The 16765-nt window shown below is 47.1% G+C and carries 12 protein-coding genes; 7 read left to right on the top strand and 5 right to left on the bottom strand.

The features are described 5' to 3' along the window. Nucleotides 1–67: 67 nt before the first annotated feature. The 3 genes from rpsA to aroA form a co-directional block, all read right to left on the bottom strand. On the bottom strand, nucleotides 68–1735 hold the full coding sequence (gene rpsA, locus L2713_RS10665) for a 30S ribosomal protein S1 (protein ID WP_011622695.1): 1668 nt from the start codon (nucleotides 1733–1735) through the stop codon (nucleotides 68–70). Between the two features lie 102 nt (nucleotides 1736–1837). Further along, entirely contained in the window at nucleotides 1838–2530 is a 693-nt protein-coding gene (gene cmk / locus L2713_RS10660; protein WP_248967878.1) for a (d)CMP kinase, read from the bottom strand. 184 nt (nucleotides 2531–2714) lie between these two features. After that, the gene (aroA, locus tag L2713_RS10655; RefSeq protein ID WP_248967877.1) at nucleotides 2715–3995 is read right to left on the bottom strand and encodes a 3-phosphoshikimate 1-carboxyvinyltransferase; all 1281 of its coding nucleotides are present in this window, start codon (nucleotides 3993–3995) and stop codon (nucleotides 2715–2717) included. 435 nt (nucleotides 3996–4430) lie between these two features. Here aroA and L2713_RS10650 point away from each other — a divergent pair, with 435 nt between their 5' ends. Next, a complete protein-coding gene (locus L2713_RS10650; RefSeq protein WP_248967875.1) occupies nucleotides 4431–5621 on the top strand; it encodes an amino acid aminotransferase in 1191 nt (396 codons plus the stop codon). A gap of 222 nt (nucleotides 5622–5843) precedes the next feature. Here L2713_RS10650 and serC read toward each other — a convergent pair whose 3' ends face one another. Both serC and gyrA read right to left on the bottom strand, forming a co-directional pair. Further along, nucleotides 5844–6935, bottom strand: coding sequence for a 3-phosphoserine/phosphohydroxythreonine transaminase (gene serC / locus L2713_RS10645; protein ID WP_248967873.1), 1092 nt, complete (start codon nucleotides 6933–6935; stop codon nucleotides 5844–5846). Nucleotides 6936–7040: 105 nt separating this feature from the next. After that, complete coding sequence (gene gyrA, locus L2713_RS10640) at nucleotides 7041–9797, bottom strand: DNA gyrase subunit A (protein ID WP_248967872.1); 2757 nt, start codon at nucleotides 9795–9797, stop codon at nucleotides 7041–7043. Nucleotides 9798–10182: 385 nt separating this feature from the next. Here gyrA and ubiG point away from each other — a divergent pair, with 385 nt between their 5' ends. The 6 genes from ubiG (at nucleotide 10183) to L2713_RS10610 (ending at nucleotide 16611) form a co-directional block, all read left to right on the top strand. Further along, nucleotides 10183–10893 (top strand): bifunctional 2-polyprenyl-6-hydroxyphenol methylase/3-demethylubiquinol 3-O-methyltransferase UbiG, encoded by a 711-nt coding sequence (gene ubiG, locus L2713_RS10635; RefSeq protein WP_248967871.1) that lies wholly within the window; start codon nucleotides 10183–10185, stop codon nucleotides 10891–10893. Between the two features lies 1 nt (nucleotide 10894). After that, nucleotides 10895–11569, top strand: a complete 675-nt coding sequence (locus L2713_RS10630; protein ID WP_248967870.1) for an HAD family hydrolase — start codon at nucleotides 10895–10897, stop codon at nucleotides 11567–11569. Between the two features lie 487 nt (nucleotides 11570–12056). Beyond that, a complete protein-coding gene (gene nrdA / locus L2713_RS10625; RefSeq protein ID WP_011622687.1) occupies nucleotides 12057–14345 on the top strand; it encodes a class 1a ribonucleoside-diphosphate reductase subunit alpha in 2289 nt (762 codons plus the stop codon). Nucleotides 14346–14406: 61 nt separating this feature from the next. Further along, nucleotides 14407–15537 (top strand): class Ia ribonucleoside-diphosphate reductase subunit beta, encoded by a 1131-nt coding sequence (gene nrdB, locus L2713_RS10620; protein WP_248967869.1) that lies wholly within the window; start codon nucleotides 14407–14409, stop codon nucleotides 15535–15537. Nucleotides 15538–15553: 16 nt separating this feature from the next. Further along, nucleotides 15554–15964: a class I ribonucleotide reductase maintenance protein YfaE gene (gene yfaE / locus L2713_RS10615; protein ID WP_248967868.1), complete on the top strand. Its 411-nt coding sequence runs from the start codon at nucleotides 15554–15556 to the stop codon at nucleotides 15962–15964. Between the two features lie 191 nt (nucleotides 15965–16155). Continuing rightward, nucleotides 16156–16611 (top strand): nuclear transport factor 2 family protein, encoded by a 456-nt coding sequence (locus tag L2713_RS10610; protein WP_248967867.1) that lies wholly within the window; start codon nucleotides 16156–16158, stop codon nucleotides 16609–16611. Nucleotides 16612–16765 lie beyond the last annotated feature (154 nt).

Raw genomic sequence — 16765 nt, 5'->3', positions numbered from 1 at the left:
CTATCCCCTATTATCAAGCCAAACACAGTCACCTAATGGGGAGAAAAACTCCCCATACAACAGGCGATTATTTGCGAGCTGCTTTAAACGCTTCAGCCATTGCATTACTAATAACAGCGTCTTCTTGTTTATTCAAGGTCGCCATTACTTCTTTTTCTTCAGCTTCGTCTTTCGCTTTGATTGACAGGCTGATAGAACGGTTCTTACGGTCAACACCCATGAACTTAGCTTCGATAGCATCACCTACTGAGTAAACAGTAGATGCATCTTCGATGCGCTCACGGCTGATGTCAGCTACACGGATGTAACCTTCAACAGTGTCAGCTAGTTCAACAGTAACACCTTTAGCATCAACAGCAGAAACAGTACCGTTTACGATAGTACCTTTCTTCTTGTCAGCTAAGTAAGCGTTGAATGGATCGTCTTCAGTTTGCTTAACACCTAAGCTGATGCGCTCGCGCTCTGGGTCAACAGACAGAACCACTGCGTGGATTTCGTCGCCTTTCTTGTACTCAGATACTGCGTCTTCGCCAGTACCGTTCCAAGAAATGTCAGACAGGTGAACTAAACCATCGATACCGCCGTCAAGACCGATGAAGATACCGAAGTCAGTGATTGACTTGATCTTACCAGAAACCTTGTCGCCTTTGTTGTAACGAGTTGCGAAGTCATCCCATGGGTTGGTCTTACATTGCTTCAGACCTAGAGAAATACGACGACGCTCTTCATCGATGTCCAGAACCAGAACTTCAACTTCGTCACCTAAGTTAACTACTTTAGATGGGTGAATGTTCTTGTTAGTCCAATCCATTTCAGAAACGTGAACTAAGCCTTCAACGCCTTCTTCGATTTCAACGAAACAGCCGTAGTCAGTCAGGTTAGTTACGCGACCAGTTAACTTAGTGTTTTCTGGGTAGCGCTTGCTGATTTCTAACCATGGATCTTCGCCAAGTTGTTTCAGACCTAGAGACACACGAGTGCGCTCACGATCGTACTTCAGAACTTTAACGTTGATTTCGTCACCAACGTTTACGATTTCAGATGGGTGCTTAACGCGTTTCCATGCCATATCAGTGATATGTAACAGACCGTCAACGCCACCTAAATCTACGAATGCACCGTAGTCAGTCAGGTTCTTAACGATACCTTTAACTGCTTGACCTTCTTGCAGGTTTTCTAACAGTGCATCACGCTCTGCGCTGCTTTCTGATTCGATAACTGCACGACGAGAAACAACAACGTTGTTACGCTTCTGGTCTAGTTTGATAACTTTGAATTCTAATTCTTTGTACTCTAAGTGAGCGGTGTCGCGAACTGGGCGCACGTCAACTAGAGAACCTGGTAAGAAGGCACGGATACCGTTTAATTCAACAGTGAAACCGCCTTTCACTTTACCATTGATGATACCGATTACAGTTTCAGCATCTTCGTAAGCTTTTTCCAGAACGATCCAAGCTTCGTGACGTTTCGCTTTTTCGCGAGACAGTTGAGTCTCACCGAAGCCGTCTTCAACAGAGTCAAGAGCTACGTCAACTTCATCACCAACAGCGATTTCTAAAACGCCTTGAGCGTTTTTGAATTGTTCAGCTGGGATTGGGCTTTCAGACTTCAGACCTGCATCAACCAGAACCATACCGTTTTCGATAGCAACTACAGTACCACGAACGATAGAGCCTGGACGGAATTCCAGAGTTTGAAGGGATTGTTCAAATAGATCAGCAAAAGATTCAGTCATGTTTAGGTTACTTTAATGTAATAAACCACAGTCAATCCTAGACGTGGAGTCAGTCAAATTATCCGTATCATCCTTAATACGAATACCTATCCAAACAATAACTTAGTTAGTGTTGGATAATTTTTGGTTGATGTAGTTGAGCGCAAGCTCAAGTACTTCATCAATACCTTTATGGCTAGTATCGATAACGAGCGCATCCTCGGCAGGGACCAAAGGTGCCACTGGACGATTCATATCGCGGTCGTCACGCTCGATAATTTCAGCTAAAAGGCGCTCGATATTAACATCGAAGCCCTTGTCCTGCAACTGATTATAGCGTCTTTGAGCCCGCTCCTCTGCAGAAGCAGTTAAATATAATTTAGCCGATGCCGTTGGGAAAACAACCGTGCCCATGTCGCGGCCATCGGCGATTAATCCAGGTGCCGTTCTAAAGGCACGTTGACGGCGTAATAAGGCTTCCCGCACACGGGGAAATGCCGCCACTTTAGAGGCCGCATTTGAGCATTCTTGAGTACGTATCGCAGTTGTGACGTCTTCACCTTCTAAGATCACTTGAACTGGATCTTTCTCGTTGCCGGTTAAAAATTTCACATCAAGGTGCGCAGCTAGGAGTGTGATGGATTCTTCATTTTCCAGTTCTACATCGTGGTGAATTGCAGCTAACGCAAGTACTCGGTAAATAGCACCACTATCAAGCAGTTGCCACCCAAGATGCTTAGCCAATAATTGACTAATTGTCCCTTTACCAGCACCACTTGGGCCGTCGATTGTGACTACAGGAGCCCGTTCAGACATACATTCCTCCGCAAAAAATAATCATCATCCGTGAGTTCTTAACTAGAGCCCCGAAAATGAGCGCGCCGCATTGTACAATACTATACAAATAAAATCCGTGGATTTTTTTATGAAGTTTAGAAGCCGCTCAAATGCGGCTTCATCATCTTGATATGACCCAAAGTCAGCCTCTTACAGAAAGCGGTTAGGCTTTGAGGCTGGCAAATTGGGCAAAATAGTCAGGAAAGGTTTTCGAGGTACAATCGGGATCATTGATGGTAATCCCGCAATCAGCAAACGCCATCATGGAGAAGCACATCGCCATGCGGTGGTCGTTATAAGTATCAATCTCTGCAGTATTGAGCACAGCTGGCGGCGTGATTTGAATATAATCATGCCCCTCTTCCACTAAGGCGCCCACTTTACGCAGCTCTGTGGCCATCGCCGCTAATCGGTCGGTCTCTTTAATGCGCCAGTTATAAATGTTACGAATGGTGGTCGTGCCCTCAGCAAACAAGGCCGCGGTGGCAATGGTCATCGCAGCATCGGGAATATGGTTCATGTCTAAATCAACCGCAGTTAACGGTGCGCCACGGGCAATAATGTAATCATCGCCCCACTCAATATCGGCGCCCATTTTTTCCAGCACATCGGCAAATTTCACATCGCCCTGAATGCTTAAACGGCCAACACCAGTGACTTTCACTTCGCCGCCTTTAATGGCTCCTGCGGCTAAAAAGTAAGATGCAGAAGATGCATCCCCTTCCACTAACACTTTACCCGGAGACACATACTGCTGACCGGCCGGGATCTCAAAGCGGGCATAGTCATGGTTAATCACCTGAACGCCAAACTGCGCCATCAAGGCTAAGGTAATGTCGATATAAGGTTTTGAAACCAGTTCACCTTTGACATGAATGTTCACACTGCCCTTAGCGAGGGGGGCAACCATTAACAGCGCCGTTAAGAATTGGCTAGACAGATCGCCAGCAATTTCTACATCGCCACCGTTAAGCCCGGTTGCATTGATGGTCAGAGGCGGAAACCCTTCATTCTTAAGGTACACAATATTAGCGCCCAATTGTTTTAGGGCATCGACCAAGTCACCAATGGGACGCTCTTCCATGCGCGGTTCGCCCGTTAAGGTAAATTCGCCACGCCCTAAGGTCAGCGCAGCGCACAATGGACGCATAGCCGTGCCCGCATTGCCTAAAAACAGCGTTTGCGCGGTATCCGCCGAAATAGCGCCACCTAAGCCAGTGAGTTCGCAGACAGTATTATTTTGCGATAAGCGGTATTCAATGCCCAACTGCTTTAAAGACGACAACATATGACGAATATCATCGGAGTCGAGCAAATTGGTGAGCGTGGTGGTGCCTTTGGCTAAGGTCGCCAATAATAATGCGCGGTTAGAAATGCTTTTTGAGCCCGGAATGTTGATCTCACCGCGGACTTGCACAACAGGTTCAAGACGTAATTGCTTCATGAATAAATCTTCTTTCTCTTAGGGCGTAACCATCGATGGTACGCAGACTGAAAATAGGTAAATGGCAACCTCACGCTACATGGCGTCAAGTTAAGATTACAAATTAAAGGAGATTGGGGACCTTGTTGGTGCTTCGTCGTTATAAAATTACCGATAGTGACGCAGGATTCAACCGTTTTTTACTAAAAAACGGCTTTTAAAACCGGAAAATTACTCAAGTCAGTCTAAAAATAACAAAAACACAAAATATCTGCGGTTAAATTGTGATCTAAAGCGTTTTTTGGCAGGCTTTTTTGCCAGATTAATTGGCCATAGTTCACAGTTTTTGCTTTAAATTTTTCATCTATCCACGCTATTCTAGGTTTCAAACGATAAATCTCGCATATTCTGTGCAATTCATGTTGTCGCAATATAACCAAAAAGGTAGATGGAGCCATGTTTAACTCACTCGTCGCAATGCCTGCGGATCCTATCCTCGGCCTATTAACCCAGTACCGTGAAGACTCACATCCTCAAAAAGTCGACTTAGGTGTGGGCGTTTATAAGGATCCCGCTGGAAACACTCCCATCCTTAATTGCGTGAAAAAAGCCGAAAAATTCCGTTTAGACACTGAAACCACCAAAGTGTATATCGGCCCAACCGGTTCGTCTCAGTTTAATACCCTGATAACAGAATTAGCCTTTGGCAGTGATCACTGCGCGATTATCGCCAACCGAATTCGTACAGTATCCACGCCTGGTGGCACGGGCGCCCTGCGCGTTGCCGGTGATTTTATTAAACGCTGCAATCCTAATGCTGTGCTATGGGTGAGCGATCCCACATGGGCTAACCATATAGGCTTGTTTGAAGCGGCGGGTCTGACCGTTAAAACCTACCCTTACTATGATTACGACACTAAATCGTTAAAGTTCGATGAGATGCTCAGCGCGCTTGCGCAGATTGGCCCGAACGATGTGGTGCTGTTCCATGCCTGTTGCCATAACCCGAGCGGGATGGATTTGACGACAGAGCAATGGGATAAAGTGGTTGCCCTCACCAAGGAGCAAGGTTTTACCCCGCTTATCGACATGGCTTACCAAGGTTTTGGTGATGGTGTCGATATCGATGCCTACGGCGTGCGTAAAATGGCCGCTGCGGTCGATAATATGATCCTGTGTAGCTCTTGCTCGAAAAACTTCGGTCTGTACCGTGAGCGTATCGGTTCATGCTCTGTGGTTGCAAAAGATGCAAACACGGCAAACATCGCGCAATCTGTACTGCTTTACGTGGTTCGCTGCCTCTACTCCATGCCGCCAGCCCACGGCGCGGCAATTGTCGAAACTATTCTAGGTTCGGCAGAATTAAAGCAAGAGTGGTTAGATGAGCTCAAAGTAATGCGCGACCGTATCAACGGTAACCGCGCCATTTTAGTGGAAAAACTCAAAACCAATGGCGTGGATCGCGACTTTAGCTTTATCGCACGCCAAAAAGGCATGTTCTCTTTCCTAGGGGTTAATCCTGAGCAAGTGGCGCACCTGCAGAAAGAATTCAGCATTTATATGGTGGGTTCGAGCCGCATTAGCATTGCAGGCATTAGCGAAGACAATGTGGATTACTTAGCTAAGTCGATTGCCAAAGTACTGTAACAAGACAGTTGGGATGAAGCGCCTAATTCGGCCTAAGTCCCCTAGCCTTCCTTTAGCTATTAATTAGTGCATGCTTTCATATCAACTTTAAGCTTTATGCAACCAATAAAAAACGAATGCCTAGGCATTCGTTTTTTTCTCACTTTACGCTGTTAATACTGACTTTAAACGACACGTATCAATCAGCGAGTTAAGCAAGTTAGGTAAACTTCACTACTTGGCTTAGCTATGCTTTGCCGCAAATTCGTTCATAAAGCTCACCAGCGCAGCTACGCCTTCAAGTGGCATCGCATTGTAAAGGCTGGCACGCATGCCACCAACGATTCGGTGCCCTTTTAAGGCCACTAGGCCCGCCGCTTCGGCCTCTTTTAAGAAGGCGCCATCAAGGGATTCATCCGCCAGTTGGAAAGTCACGTTCATTTGTGAGCGGTTTGCCGCGACGACACCATTTTTATAGAAAGGATTGGCATCGATACAGGCATACAGCATTTGCGCTTTTTGCTGATTGATTTTCGCGATACTGGCCACACCACCTAAGGATTTGAGCCAAGCAAATACTTCAGCCGCTAAGTACCAAGCAAAGGTTGGCGGCGTGTTGAACATAGAGTCATGCTCAACGGCTAAACGGTAATCCATGATGGATGATTGGGTTAAACTCGGCAGTTTCAACATATCATCACGCACGATCACAATAGATAAGCCCGAAGGACCAATGTTCTTTTGCGCACCAGCATAGATTAAGCCGTAACGACTGACATCGATTTCGCGAGACATAATGGTAGATGATAAGTCGGCGACAATCGGCCATGGACTGTCTAACTCATCAAAAATTTCGATACCATCAACTGTCTCATTTGGGCAGTAGTGCACATAACGGTAATCGGCATCAATCTTATGCAGATCAGGCAGCACTACTGCATTGAGTCCATTATGTTTTTCAACAATGTTAAGGCTATCAATTTGCGCGTCGCCCGCCAGCTTTTGAGCTTCGGCTAATGCTGCAGAAGACCATTGACCACTGACTAAATACAGGGCACGGCCTTGGTTGCCTAAAAAATTATTCACAACGGCAGAGAACTGACCGCGACCACCGCCGTGCATAAACAGCACATGATAGTTCTGTGGAATGTGCATCAGCTCGCGTAAATCCGCCTCAGCTTGCTTGGTCAGCGCGATAAATTCCTTACCTCTGTGGCTGACTTCCATCACGGAGACACCTAGCCCATTCCAATCGAGTAATTCCTGTTGTGCTTTTTTCATTACCGCTGCGGGTAACATCGCAGGACCTGCACAGAAATTATAAATCGCGCTCACTGCCACTCTCCTTATTTACAAACCATGATATTAGAATTCATAAAATAAAACGTTGCCATGAAAAAAACGAGCGTCCAATTGGACGCTCGTTTTCATACTCTCGAATTAGTCTTCGTCTTGCTCGTCGTCAAGCTCTTCGTCTTCATCTAATTCTTCTTCCAGTTCATCCTCTAAAGACTCTTCATGAACAGAGTCACCTTCAGCGACAACTGGGACGATTGGCATACCGTTTTCATCCAGCTCGACTTCATCTTCGTCGCCTTGGATCTCATCGATACGTTGCAGACCAACTACTTTTTCGTCACTTGCGGTACGGATAATGGTCACACCTTGAGTGTTACGGCCGATGATTGACACACCGTTCGCCGGCGTACGGACTAAGGTACCTTTATCGCTGATCAGCATGATTTCATCATTGCCGCCAACTTGTACCGCGCCAACAACCGCACCGTTACGCTCACTCACCTTGATCGATACCACACCTTTAGTCGCGCGGCTCTTCGATGGGTATTCAGACAGTTCAGTACGTTTGCCATAGCCGTTTTCGGTCACGGTTAAGATAGCGCCATCGCCCTTAGGTACGATGAGAGACACCACTTTTTGACCTTCTTCAAGCTTGATACCGCGAACACCAGTCGCGCCGCGACCCATTGGACGCACACCCTTGAAGTTGATTTGTGGGTTGCCTTCTTCGTCCAGCACTGGGTTGCCGTTTTCATCGAGCACGGCCACTTCTTCGCCTTCTTTAAAGCGAACCACTTTACCTTCGTTCGAGAACAACATGATCTCATCATCACCATTGGTGATATCGACACCGATCAGTTGGTCACCGTCTTTCAGGTTCACGGCGATAATGCCATTAGCACGTGGGTTGCTGTAAGCTGTCAGCGCAGTTTTCTTCACGGTACCGTTAGAGGTCGCCATGATGATGTACTTATCTTCTGCGTATTCACGCACCGGTAGAATCGCAGTAATGCGTTCGCCATCGGACAGCGGCAGCAAGTTAACAATCGGACGACCACGGGAAGTACGGCTCGCCAGCGGTAATTGATAGACCTTGAGCCAGTACATCTTACCGAAATCTGAGAAGCACAGAATGGTATCGTGAGTGTTGGCAACCAGCAGTTTTTCAACGAAATCTTCGTCTTTCACCTTAGTTGCAGCTTTACCCTTACCACCACGGCGCTGGGCTTGGTAATCGCTCAGCGGTTGGTATTTGGCGTAACCTAAGTGTGACAGGGTCACAACCACGTCTTCTTCGTTGATTAAGTCTTCAAGACTCATATCAATTTCATTGGCGTTGATGACAGTACGGCGAGCATCACCGTATTCAGCCAGAATTTCTTCTAACTCTTCTTTGATCACTTCCATCAAACGCTCAGGGCTGCGCAGAATAAACAGCAGACCCGCGATGAACTCGAGCAACTCTTCGTATTCGGCGATGATCTTATCGTGCTCAAGACCAGTTAAACGGTGTAAACGCAGCTCTAGAATCGCCTGAGCCTGTTGCTCAGTCAGGTAATATAAGCCATCACGGATACCGAATTCTGGCTCTAACCATTCAGGACGCGCCGCATCGTCACCCGCTTTTTCGAGCATGCCCTGTACATGGCCAAGTGCCCAGCCCTGCTCAACCAGTTTGACTTTAGCGTCTGCTGGCGTAGGTGAGGCTTTGATCAGCGCAATAATCGGGTCGATGTTGGCCAGCGCAACCGCTAATGCCTCAAGAATATGGGCGCGTTCGCGCGCTTTACGCAGTTCGAACACGGTACGACGAGTCACCACTTCACGGCGGTGCAGGATAAAGCACTCGAGCATTTCTTTTAGATTGAACAACTTAGGCTGACCATTGGTCAATGCCACCATGTTGATACCAAAAGAACATTGCATTTGTGTTTGGGCATAGAGGTTGTTCAGGACAACTTCACCCACTTCGCCGCGTTTAATTTCGATAACGATGCGCATACCGTCTTTGTCAGACTCGTCGCGCAGGCCGCTGATGCCTTCAATCTTCTTATCTTTGACTAACTCTGCGATTTTCTCGATGAGTTTCGCTTTGTTCACCTGATAAGGGATTTCGGTAACGATAATGCGTTCACGACCGTTATCTTCGGTTTCGACTTCAGCCAGCGCGCGCATAACGGCGCGGCCACGGCCCGTCTTATACGCATCGATAATGCCTTTACGGCCATTGATAATCGCCGCCGTTGGGAAGTCTGGACCTGGAATATGTTCCATCAACTGTTCGATAGACAGCGCAGGATCGGCGATCAGCGCTAAACAGCCCTTAACGACTTCGGTTAAGTTATGGGGCGGAATGTTAGTCGCCATACCGACCGCAATACCCGATGAACCGTTGATTAACAGGTTAGGGACACGTGTCGGTAATACAGCAGGAATTTGTTCTGTGCCATCGTAGTTGGGCACATAGTCAACGGTTTCTTTTTCAAGATCGGCGAGGAGCTGGTGCGCTAACTTGTCCATACGGATTTCGGTATAACGCATTGCCGCTGCGGAGTCACCGTCAACCGAACCGAAGTTTCCTTGACCGTCAACTAAGGTGTAACGCAGAGAGAAAGGCTGAGCCATACGTACGATAGTATCGTAAACCGCCGAATCACCATGGGGGTGATATTTACCGATCACGTCACCGACCACACGGGCAGACTTTTTGTACGGCTTGTTCCAATCGTTCTTCAATTCACTCATGGCAAACAGCACGCGGCGATGCACAGGCTTAAGGCCATCACGCACGTCTGGTAATGCACGTCCCACGATGACGCTCATGGCGTAATCAAGGTACGAATTCTTTAGTTCGTCTTCGATATTAATTGGCGAAATAGATGATGCCAGATCAGTCATAAACTGCTCGTTCCCCTGAAAATTAGCCGACAACGTATAATCCGTATCATTGAGCGGCCCAAAAACGTGATTTGGCATTCTAACACAGTTATTTAATGTCGCCAGACCTATCCTTCGTGAATTGCGAAGGATGTGGCTTAATAGATGAAAACACTGTCAATTTGCCCTTTTAAACCCGATAAAATCCGTTGTTAATGGCGAAATTGAGGCCAAGACTTGATTAATATCCGAGCAGAAAAACCGCTCTGCTTCACAAAGTGTTTAAGAATTAATGATAATTGCTGAAATTTCACTCAACCACAAAGACTTAGGATCAGCCAATACTGTGTTTATCCCCCATTGTCGTTATAATAGCCGCACAATGACAGCCGCTATAGGTAATAGCATGCAACAGAATACCAACGTAGACCCGCAGGAAATCGCAAAGTTTGAACGTATGGCCGAAACCTGGTGGGATCTCAACGGCGAGTTTAAGCCGCTGCATCTATTAAATCCCCTGCGCCTTAACTATATCGATCAAACGGCAGGCGGGATTTTTGGTAAGAAAGTGCTGGACGTCGGCTGTGGCGGCGGCATTTTATCCGAAAGCATGGCGCGCATCGGCGCGATCGTTCACGGCCTCGATATGGGTGAAGAACCATTAGAAGTCGCGCGTTTACATGCACTGGAAACTGGCGTGAGCATCAACTATGTCAAAAACACTGCCGAGGCCCATAGAGAAGATCACCGCGAATACTACGATGTGGTGACTTGTATGGAGATGCTCGAGCATGTGCCAGATCCGCAATCGGTCATTCAAGCCTGCTGCGATATGGTTAAACCCGGCGGTTTTGTGTTTTTCTCAACCATCAACCGTAATATTAAGTCTTTTGTCGAGACCATTATCGGCGCCGAGTACCTATTAAAGATGTTGCCAATTGGCACCCATGACCATAATAAGTTCATCAAGCCATCGGAACTCATGGCCTTAGTCGATAACACCGATCTTCTCTGTAAAGATGCACTTGGGATCACCTATAACCCGCTAACAGGGATCTTTAAGTACACCCCAAAGGTCGATGTTAACTATATGATTGCGACGCAAAAGGTAGATTAAGATGAGCTTAGCTGAGGTTAAAGGGGTCTTATTCGACCTTGACGGTACCCTGGCCGATACCGCGCCGGATCTGGTTCAAGCCCTTAACCTCAGTTTGTCTGATGTCGGTATCGCGGCAAAACCTTTAGCAGACATGCGTAGCGCCGCCTCCCATGGCAGCTTTGCCTTAGTCGATGCGGCGATTCCCGGCGCGGATGACGCTCTGCGCACTCAAGTACAGCAAGGACTCCTCGCACACTATCAAAGGATCAATGGCGACCATTGCCAGTTGTTTGATGGTATCGCTCCCCTGCTCGATTGGCTCGAGTTATGCCGTGTGCCATTTGGGGTGATCACGAATAAACCCGCCCGCTTTACACGCCCTCTATTACATAAACTTAAGCTCAGCTCGCGTATGCCAGTGATGATCAGTGGCGATTCGACTCGTTACCCTAAGCCTCACACCGCACCTATGCTATTGGGCGCGCAGCAGCTGCAGTGCCAGCCACAGCAAATACTCTATTTAGGTGATGCTGAGCGGGATTTACTCGCGGCCCAAGCGGCTGGCATGCTTGGCGGTGTGGCGTTGTGGGGATATTTAGGTGAGGCCGATACACCCGATGCATGGCCTGCCTATGCGCAGTTTAACTCACCATCGAGTTTGCATTCGGCCTTAAGCCAAGCATTGGCCAAATAGCGGTAACGGATTGACCAAGGTTAACGGCCCAACCGAATCCGATTAACGGCGAAATAATGCGCCCTTCGCTGGTAATGCAATTTAGGTTAAGGGTCAATCCTTGCGATCGCGATCGCTGCTTATTTTAGCGATCGATCACACTGTGAAATTTGCACAAAAAAACGTCATCAATGTCGCACGCTAATCTCAATTTGAGCTTCTGGGTTAGTCATCACTAACGCTTTTCTTTATCCTCAAGATATCCACAAGATACCCCCTGAATTGAGACTTGCAAATAGCGTCAAACCTCACTATCTTGTATCTCAGATTATTTAAAACACCATATCTTGTGTATAGGTAGCAATCAGACACACTAGAAGTTCCCCGTTAAATCGACTATCTCCTGCATAGTCAGCAGTATTAAGGGTTTTCAGGTTGATTGTTTTACAAGGAAACGTACGGTGACTTAGTTCACCTGAACAGATATCAGAACCAAGGCCTCTCTTCAATGAATAGCAATATGACAGTCACAAAACGCTGTGGTGCACGTGAGACAATCGATCTCGACAAGATACACCGCGTAATTACTTGGGCAGCCAAGGGATTAAAAAACGTTTCTGTTTCTGAAGTTGAACTTCGCACGCATTTACAGTTTTTCGACGGGATCCCAACCGAAGCTATCCACGAAACGATCATCAAATCTGCGGCGGATTTAATTTCCCCAGAATCACCGGATTATCAGTTTCTGGCTGCGCGCTTAGCCGTATTCCATTTACGTAAGAAGGCCTTTGGTCAGTTCGAGCCGCCAAAGTTATACGACCATGTGACTAAACTGGTTGAGCTTGGTAAGTATGATATGCATATTCTGCAGGATTACACCCGCGAAGAACTCGATATCATGGATACCTATATCGACCATTGGCGCGATATGAACTTCTCCTACGCGGCGGTAAAACAGCTCGAAGGTAAGTATCTGGTACAAAACCGTGTGACCCACGAGATCTACGAGAGCGCCCAGTTCCTCTATATTCTGGTGGCGGCCTGCTTGTTTGCCCGTTATCCAAAAGAAACGCGCCTGCAATACGTTAAAGATTTTTACGACGCGGTATCGACCTTTAAGATTTCTCTGCCCACGCCAATCATGGCGGGTGTACGTACGCCAACGCGTCAATTCAGTTCATGCGTTCTGATTGAATGTGGCGACAGCTTAGATTCTATCAACGCGACCGCCTCTTCTATCGTGAAGTATGTCAGCCAACGCGCAGGTATCGGTATCAACGCCGGTCGTATCCGTGCACTAGGTAGCCCAATCCGTGGCGGCGAAGCCTTCCACACGGGTTGCTTACCTTTCTACAAGTATTTCCAAACGGCGGTTAAGTCTTGCTCGCAAGGCGGCGTTCGTGGTGGTGCTGCGACCCTCTTCTACCCTATTTGGCACTTAGAAGTGGAATCCCTGCTGGTACTGAAAAACAACCGCGGTGTCGAAGATAACCGTATTCGCCACTTAGACTACGGCGTACAGCTCAACAAGCTGATGTATCAACGTCTGATCAAAGGCGAAAACATCAGCCTGTTCAGCCCATCAGACGTGCCAGGTCTTTACGATGCCTTCTTCGAAGATCAAGACGAATTCGAACGTCTGTACCTGCAATATGAGCAAGACAGCAGTATTCGTAAGAAGACATTGAAAGCAGTTGAACTGTTCTCATTGATGATGCAAGAGCGTGCTTCAACGGGCCGTATCTACATCCAAAACGTCGACCACTGTAACACCCACAGTCCGTTCGACTCGAAAGTCGCTCCGATCAGACAATCTAACCTTTGTCTTGAAATCGCGTTGCCGACCAAGCCATTGAACAACATTGACGATCCAAACGGTGAAATCGCGCTCTGTACACTGTCAGCATTAAACTTAGGTGCGATCAAAAACTTAGCCGAGCTTGAACCATTAGCCGATTTAGCGGTACGTGCACTGGATAACCTACTGGATTACCAAGATTATCCAATCAAAGCGGCTGAAATTTCATCGATGAACCGTCGTACCTTAGGTATTGGTGTTATCAACTTCGCTAACTACTTAGCGAAGAATGGCATGAAGTACTCCGATGGTAGCGCGAACAACCTGACTCACAAGACCTTTGAAGCGATTCAATTCTATCTGCTTAAGGCGTCAATGAATCTGGCAAAAGAGCAAGGTGCGTGCCCATTATTTAATGAGACCACTTACGCCCAAGGTATTTTACCTATCGATACCTACAAACGTGATTTAGATAAGATTTGCAGCGAGCCATTGCATTTAGACTGGGAAACACTGCGCCAAGACATCAAACAGCACGGTTTACGTAACTCGACCCTGTCTGCGCTGATGCCGTCTGAAACGTCATCACAGATCTCAAACGCGACTAACGGTATCGAACCTCCACGCGGTTTGATCAGTGTGAAAGCCAGTAAAGATGGCCAGTTAAAGCAAGTGGTGCCTGATTTTGATGAGCTGAAATACAACTACGAGCTGCTATGGCAAATGCCAAGCAACGAAGGTTACTTACAGCTCGTGGGTATCATGCAAAAATTCGTTGACCAAGCAATTTCGGCCAACACTAACTATGACCCAACGCGTTTCGAAGGCCGTAAGGTTCCGATGCAGACTCTGCTGAAAGACTTACTCAATGCCTATAAGTTAGGTGTAAAAACGCTGTACTACCATAACACTCGCGATGGTGCATCGGATCAACACGATGACATTACCAACATAGAGAAAGAAGATGACGGCTGTGCTGGCGGCGCCTGCAAAATCTAATCTTCAATGTTAACGGTTGCGGGATCCCTTTGGGATCCCGACTTATTGGAATACTCGTACCATGACCTACTCTACTTTTTGCCAAACACCCAACGATGCTACCCGTGAACCTATGTTCTTCGGACAATCGGTTAACGTCGCTCGTTATGACCAACAAAAATATGAAGTGTTTGAAAAACTGATTGAAAAGCAGTTGTCTTTCTTCTGGCGCCCAGAAGAAGTTGACGTGAGCCGCGATAAAATCGATTACAACTCACTGCCAGATCATGAAAAGCATATTTTTATTTCGAACCTGAAATACCAAACGCTGCTCGACTCTATCCAAGGCCGCTCGCCTAACGTGGCATTTCTGCCCTTAGTGTCGCTGCCCGAATTAGAAACTTGGATTGAGACTTGGTCTTTCTCCGAGACCATCCACTCGCGCTCATACACGCACATTATTCGCAATATCGTGAACGATCCTTCAGTGATTTTTGACGATATCGTGGTGAATCAAGAGATCCTGCGCCGCGCGACTGACATTGCCGAATATTACGATCACTTAATTAAACTCACGCAGGTTTACCACCTGTTAGGTGAAGGCACCCATGTGATCGATGGCGAGCCAGTCGAAGTCAACACTCGCACGCTAAAGAAAGCGCTGTACCTGTGCATGATGTCAGTTAACGCCCTCGAAGCGATTCGCTTCTACGTTAGTTTTGCCTGCTCATTCGCATTTGCTGAGCGTAAGCTTATGGAAGGTAACGCGAAAATTATTCGTCTTATCGCCCGTGACGAAGCGCTGCACTTAAACAGCACCCAGCATATCTTAACCATTATGCAGGGCGGCAAAGATGATCCTGAAATGGCCGAAATTGCTGTGGAATGCCAACAGGAAGCGTACAACCTGTTCCTCAAGGCCGCCGAGCAAGAAAAAGAATGGGCAAAATACCTGTTCAAAGACGGCTCAATGATCGGTCTCAACGAGCAGATCCTCTGCCAATACGTTGAGTACATCACTAACCAACGGATGAAGTCAGTTAACTTGCCACTGCCTTATGCCGAGCAGTCTAACCCACTGCCTTGGATGAAGAACTGGTTAGAAAGTGATGCAGTACAAGTGGCGCCGCAGGAAGTCGAAGTGTCATCTTATCTTGTCGGTCAAATCGATTCGGCCGTCGACAGTGATGAATTCCTCGATTTCGATCTCTAACGGGATTTGATTGCTTATGGCTAAATCGAACCTACTGTTAAACAACCCCTTTGCCAAGGCGCCCATTGTGCGCCTTCAAGGGCAACCTGTGCTGCTGTTTACCGAGCAGCACAATTCGTTGTTGCAAGCACTCGAAGCCAAAAAAGTGACCATTTTCTCTGAGTGCCGCAGTGGTTTTTGCGGCGCTTGCAAGACCCGCATTATTAGCGGCAGTGTCAGCTATTTAACCGAGCCTTTGGCCGAGCTTAATGCCGACGAATGTCTGCCCTGCTGCTGTATTCCTAGCGAAGATTTAGAACTCGATTTATCCCCCGAAGGTGCTGCAGTGGTGACCTATGCTTACGGTAACAGTCGCGCCCAAACCCCATCGACGCGTAAAACCGCCAATCTCAAAGCTGTGCCACAGCAAGAAGTGGTCGAAGACTAGCAGAGTCGTTTGCTACGGATTCGTATTGACGAATATCTCCCTGCATAACACCCACTGATAAGTAAAAGACAACATCTTTGCGGCTTCCCAAACGCTTTACCATTCGTCCTTGTTCGCTTGCCAAAAGATCATTATGTTATTGCTTTCCACTTACTTTATATTAGGTGGACCAGTTTATACCAAGGAGAGCTATGGATAAGTTAATCGCAATCAGCTTGCTGCTTGTGTCAATGAGTGCATTTTCGAGTGAAGATAACCTCGTTGCCGAGATGAAAGACATGGATAGTAAGGTATTTGATTCATTTAATCGTTGTGCTGATGAGCAACAACTCAAGCTGCATGAAAGTTACTTTGCAGATAAGGTCGAGTTTTACCATGACAATGGTGGTGTCACTTGGAACCGCCAATCGATGATCAACAACACTAAAAACTATGCCTGCGGTAAATACACCCGCTCACTGGTTGAAGAGAGCTTTCAAGCCTATCCCATCAAGGACTTTGGCGCGATAACTGAGGGCGTACATAAATTTTGCAGCAAAGAAACAGGCAGTTGTGACGGCAAAGCCAAATTTCTAATGGTCTGGCAACACGCCAATGGTCAGTGGCAAGTCACGCGGGTGGTAAGTTATGGGCATTTACCCAACTAAGCAGATAGCCCACTCATATAGATAAGCGTTTATCTTCATATCAATGTCTCGTCCTAAGATAGGTTGACAGTTTTTAGGCCAGCTCCAGTAGCTGGCCTTTTCTATTGTGCACCTGATTAGGGGTTGCCATATTCAAACTCAGATGCGGTCTCAT

Origin of the sequence: Shewanella seohaensis (assembly GCF_023283775.1) — a bacterium.
Classification (GTDB): Bacteria; Pseudomonadota; Gammaproteobacteria; order Enterobacterales; family Shewanellaceae; genus Shewanella; species Shewanella seohaensis.
This window is presented reverse-complemented; position numbering and strand designations above follow the sequence as displayed.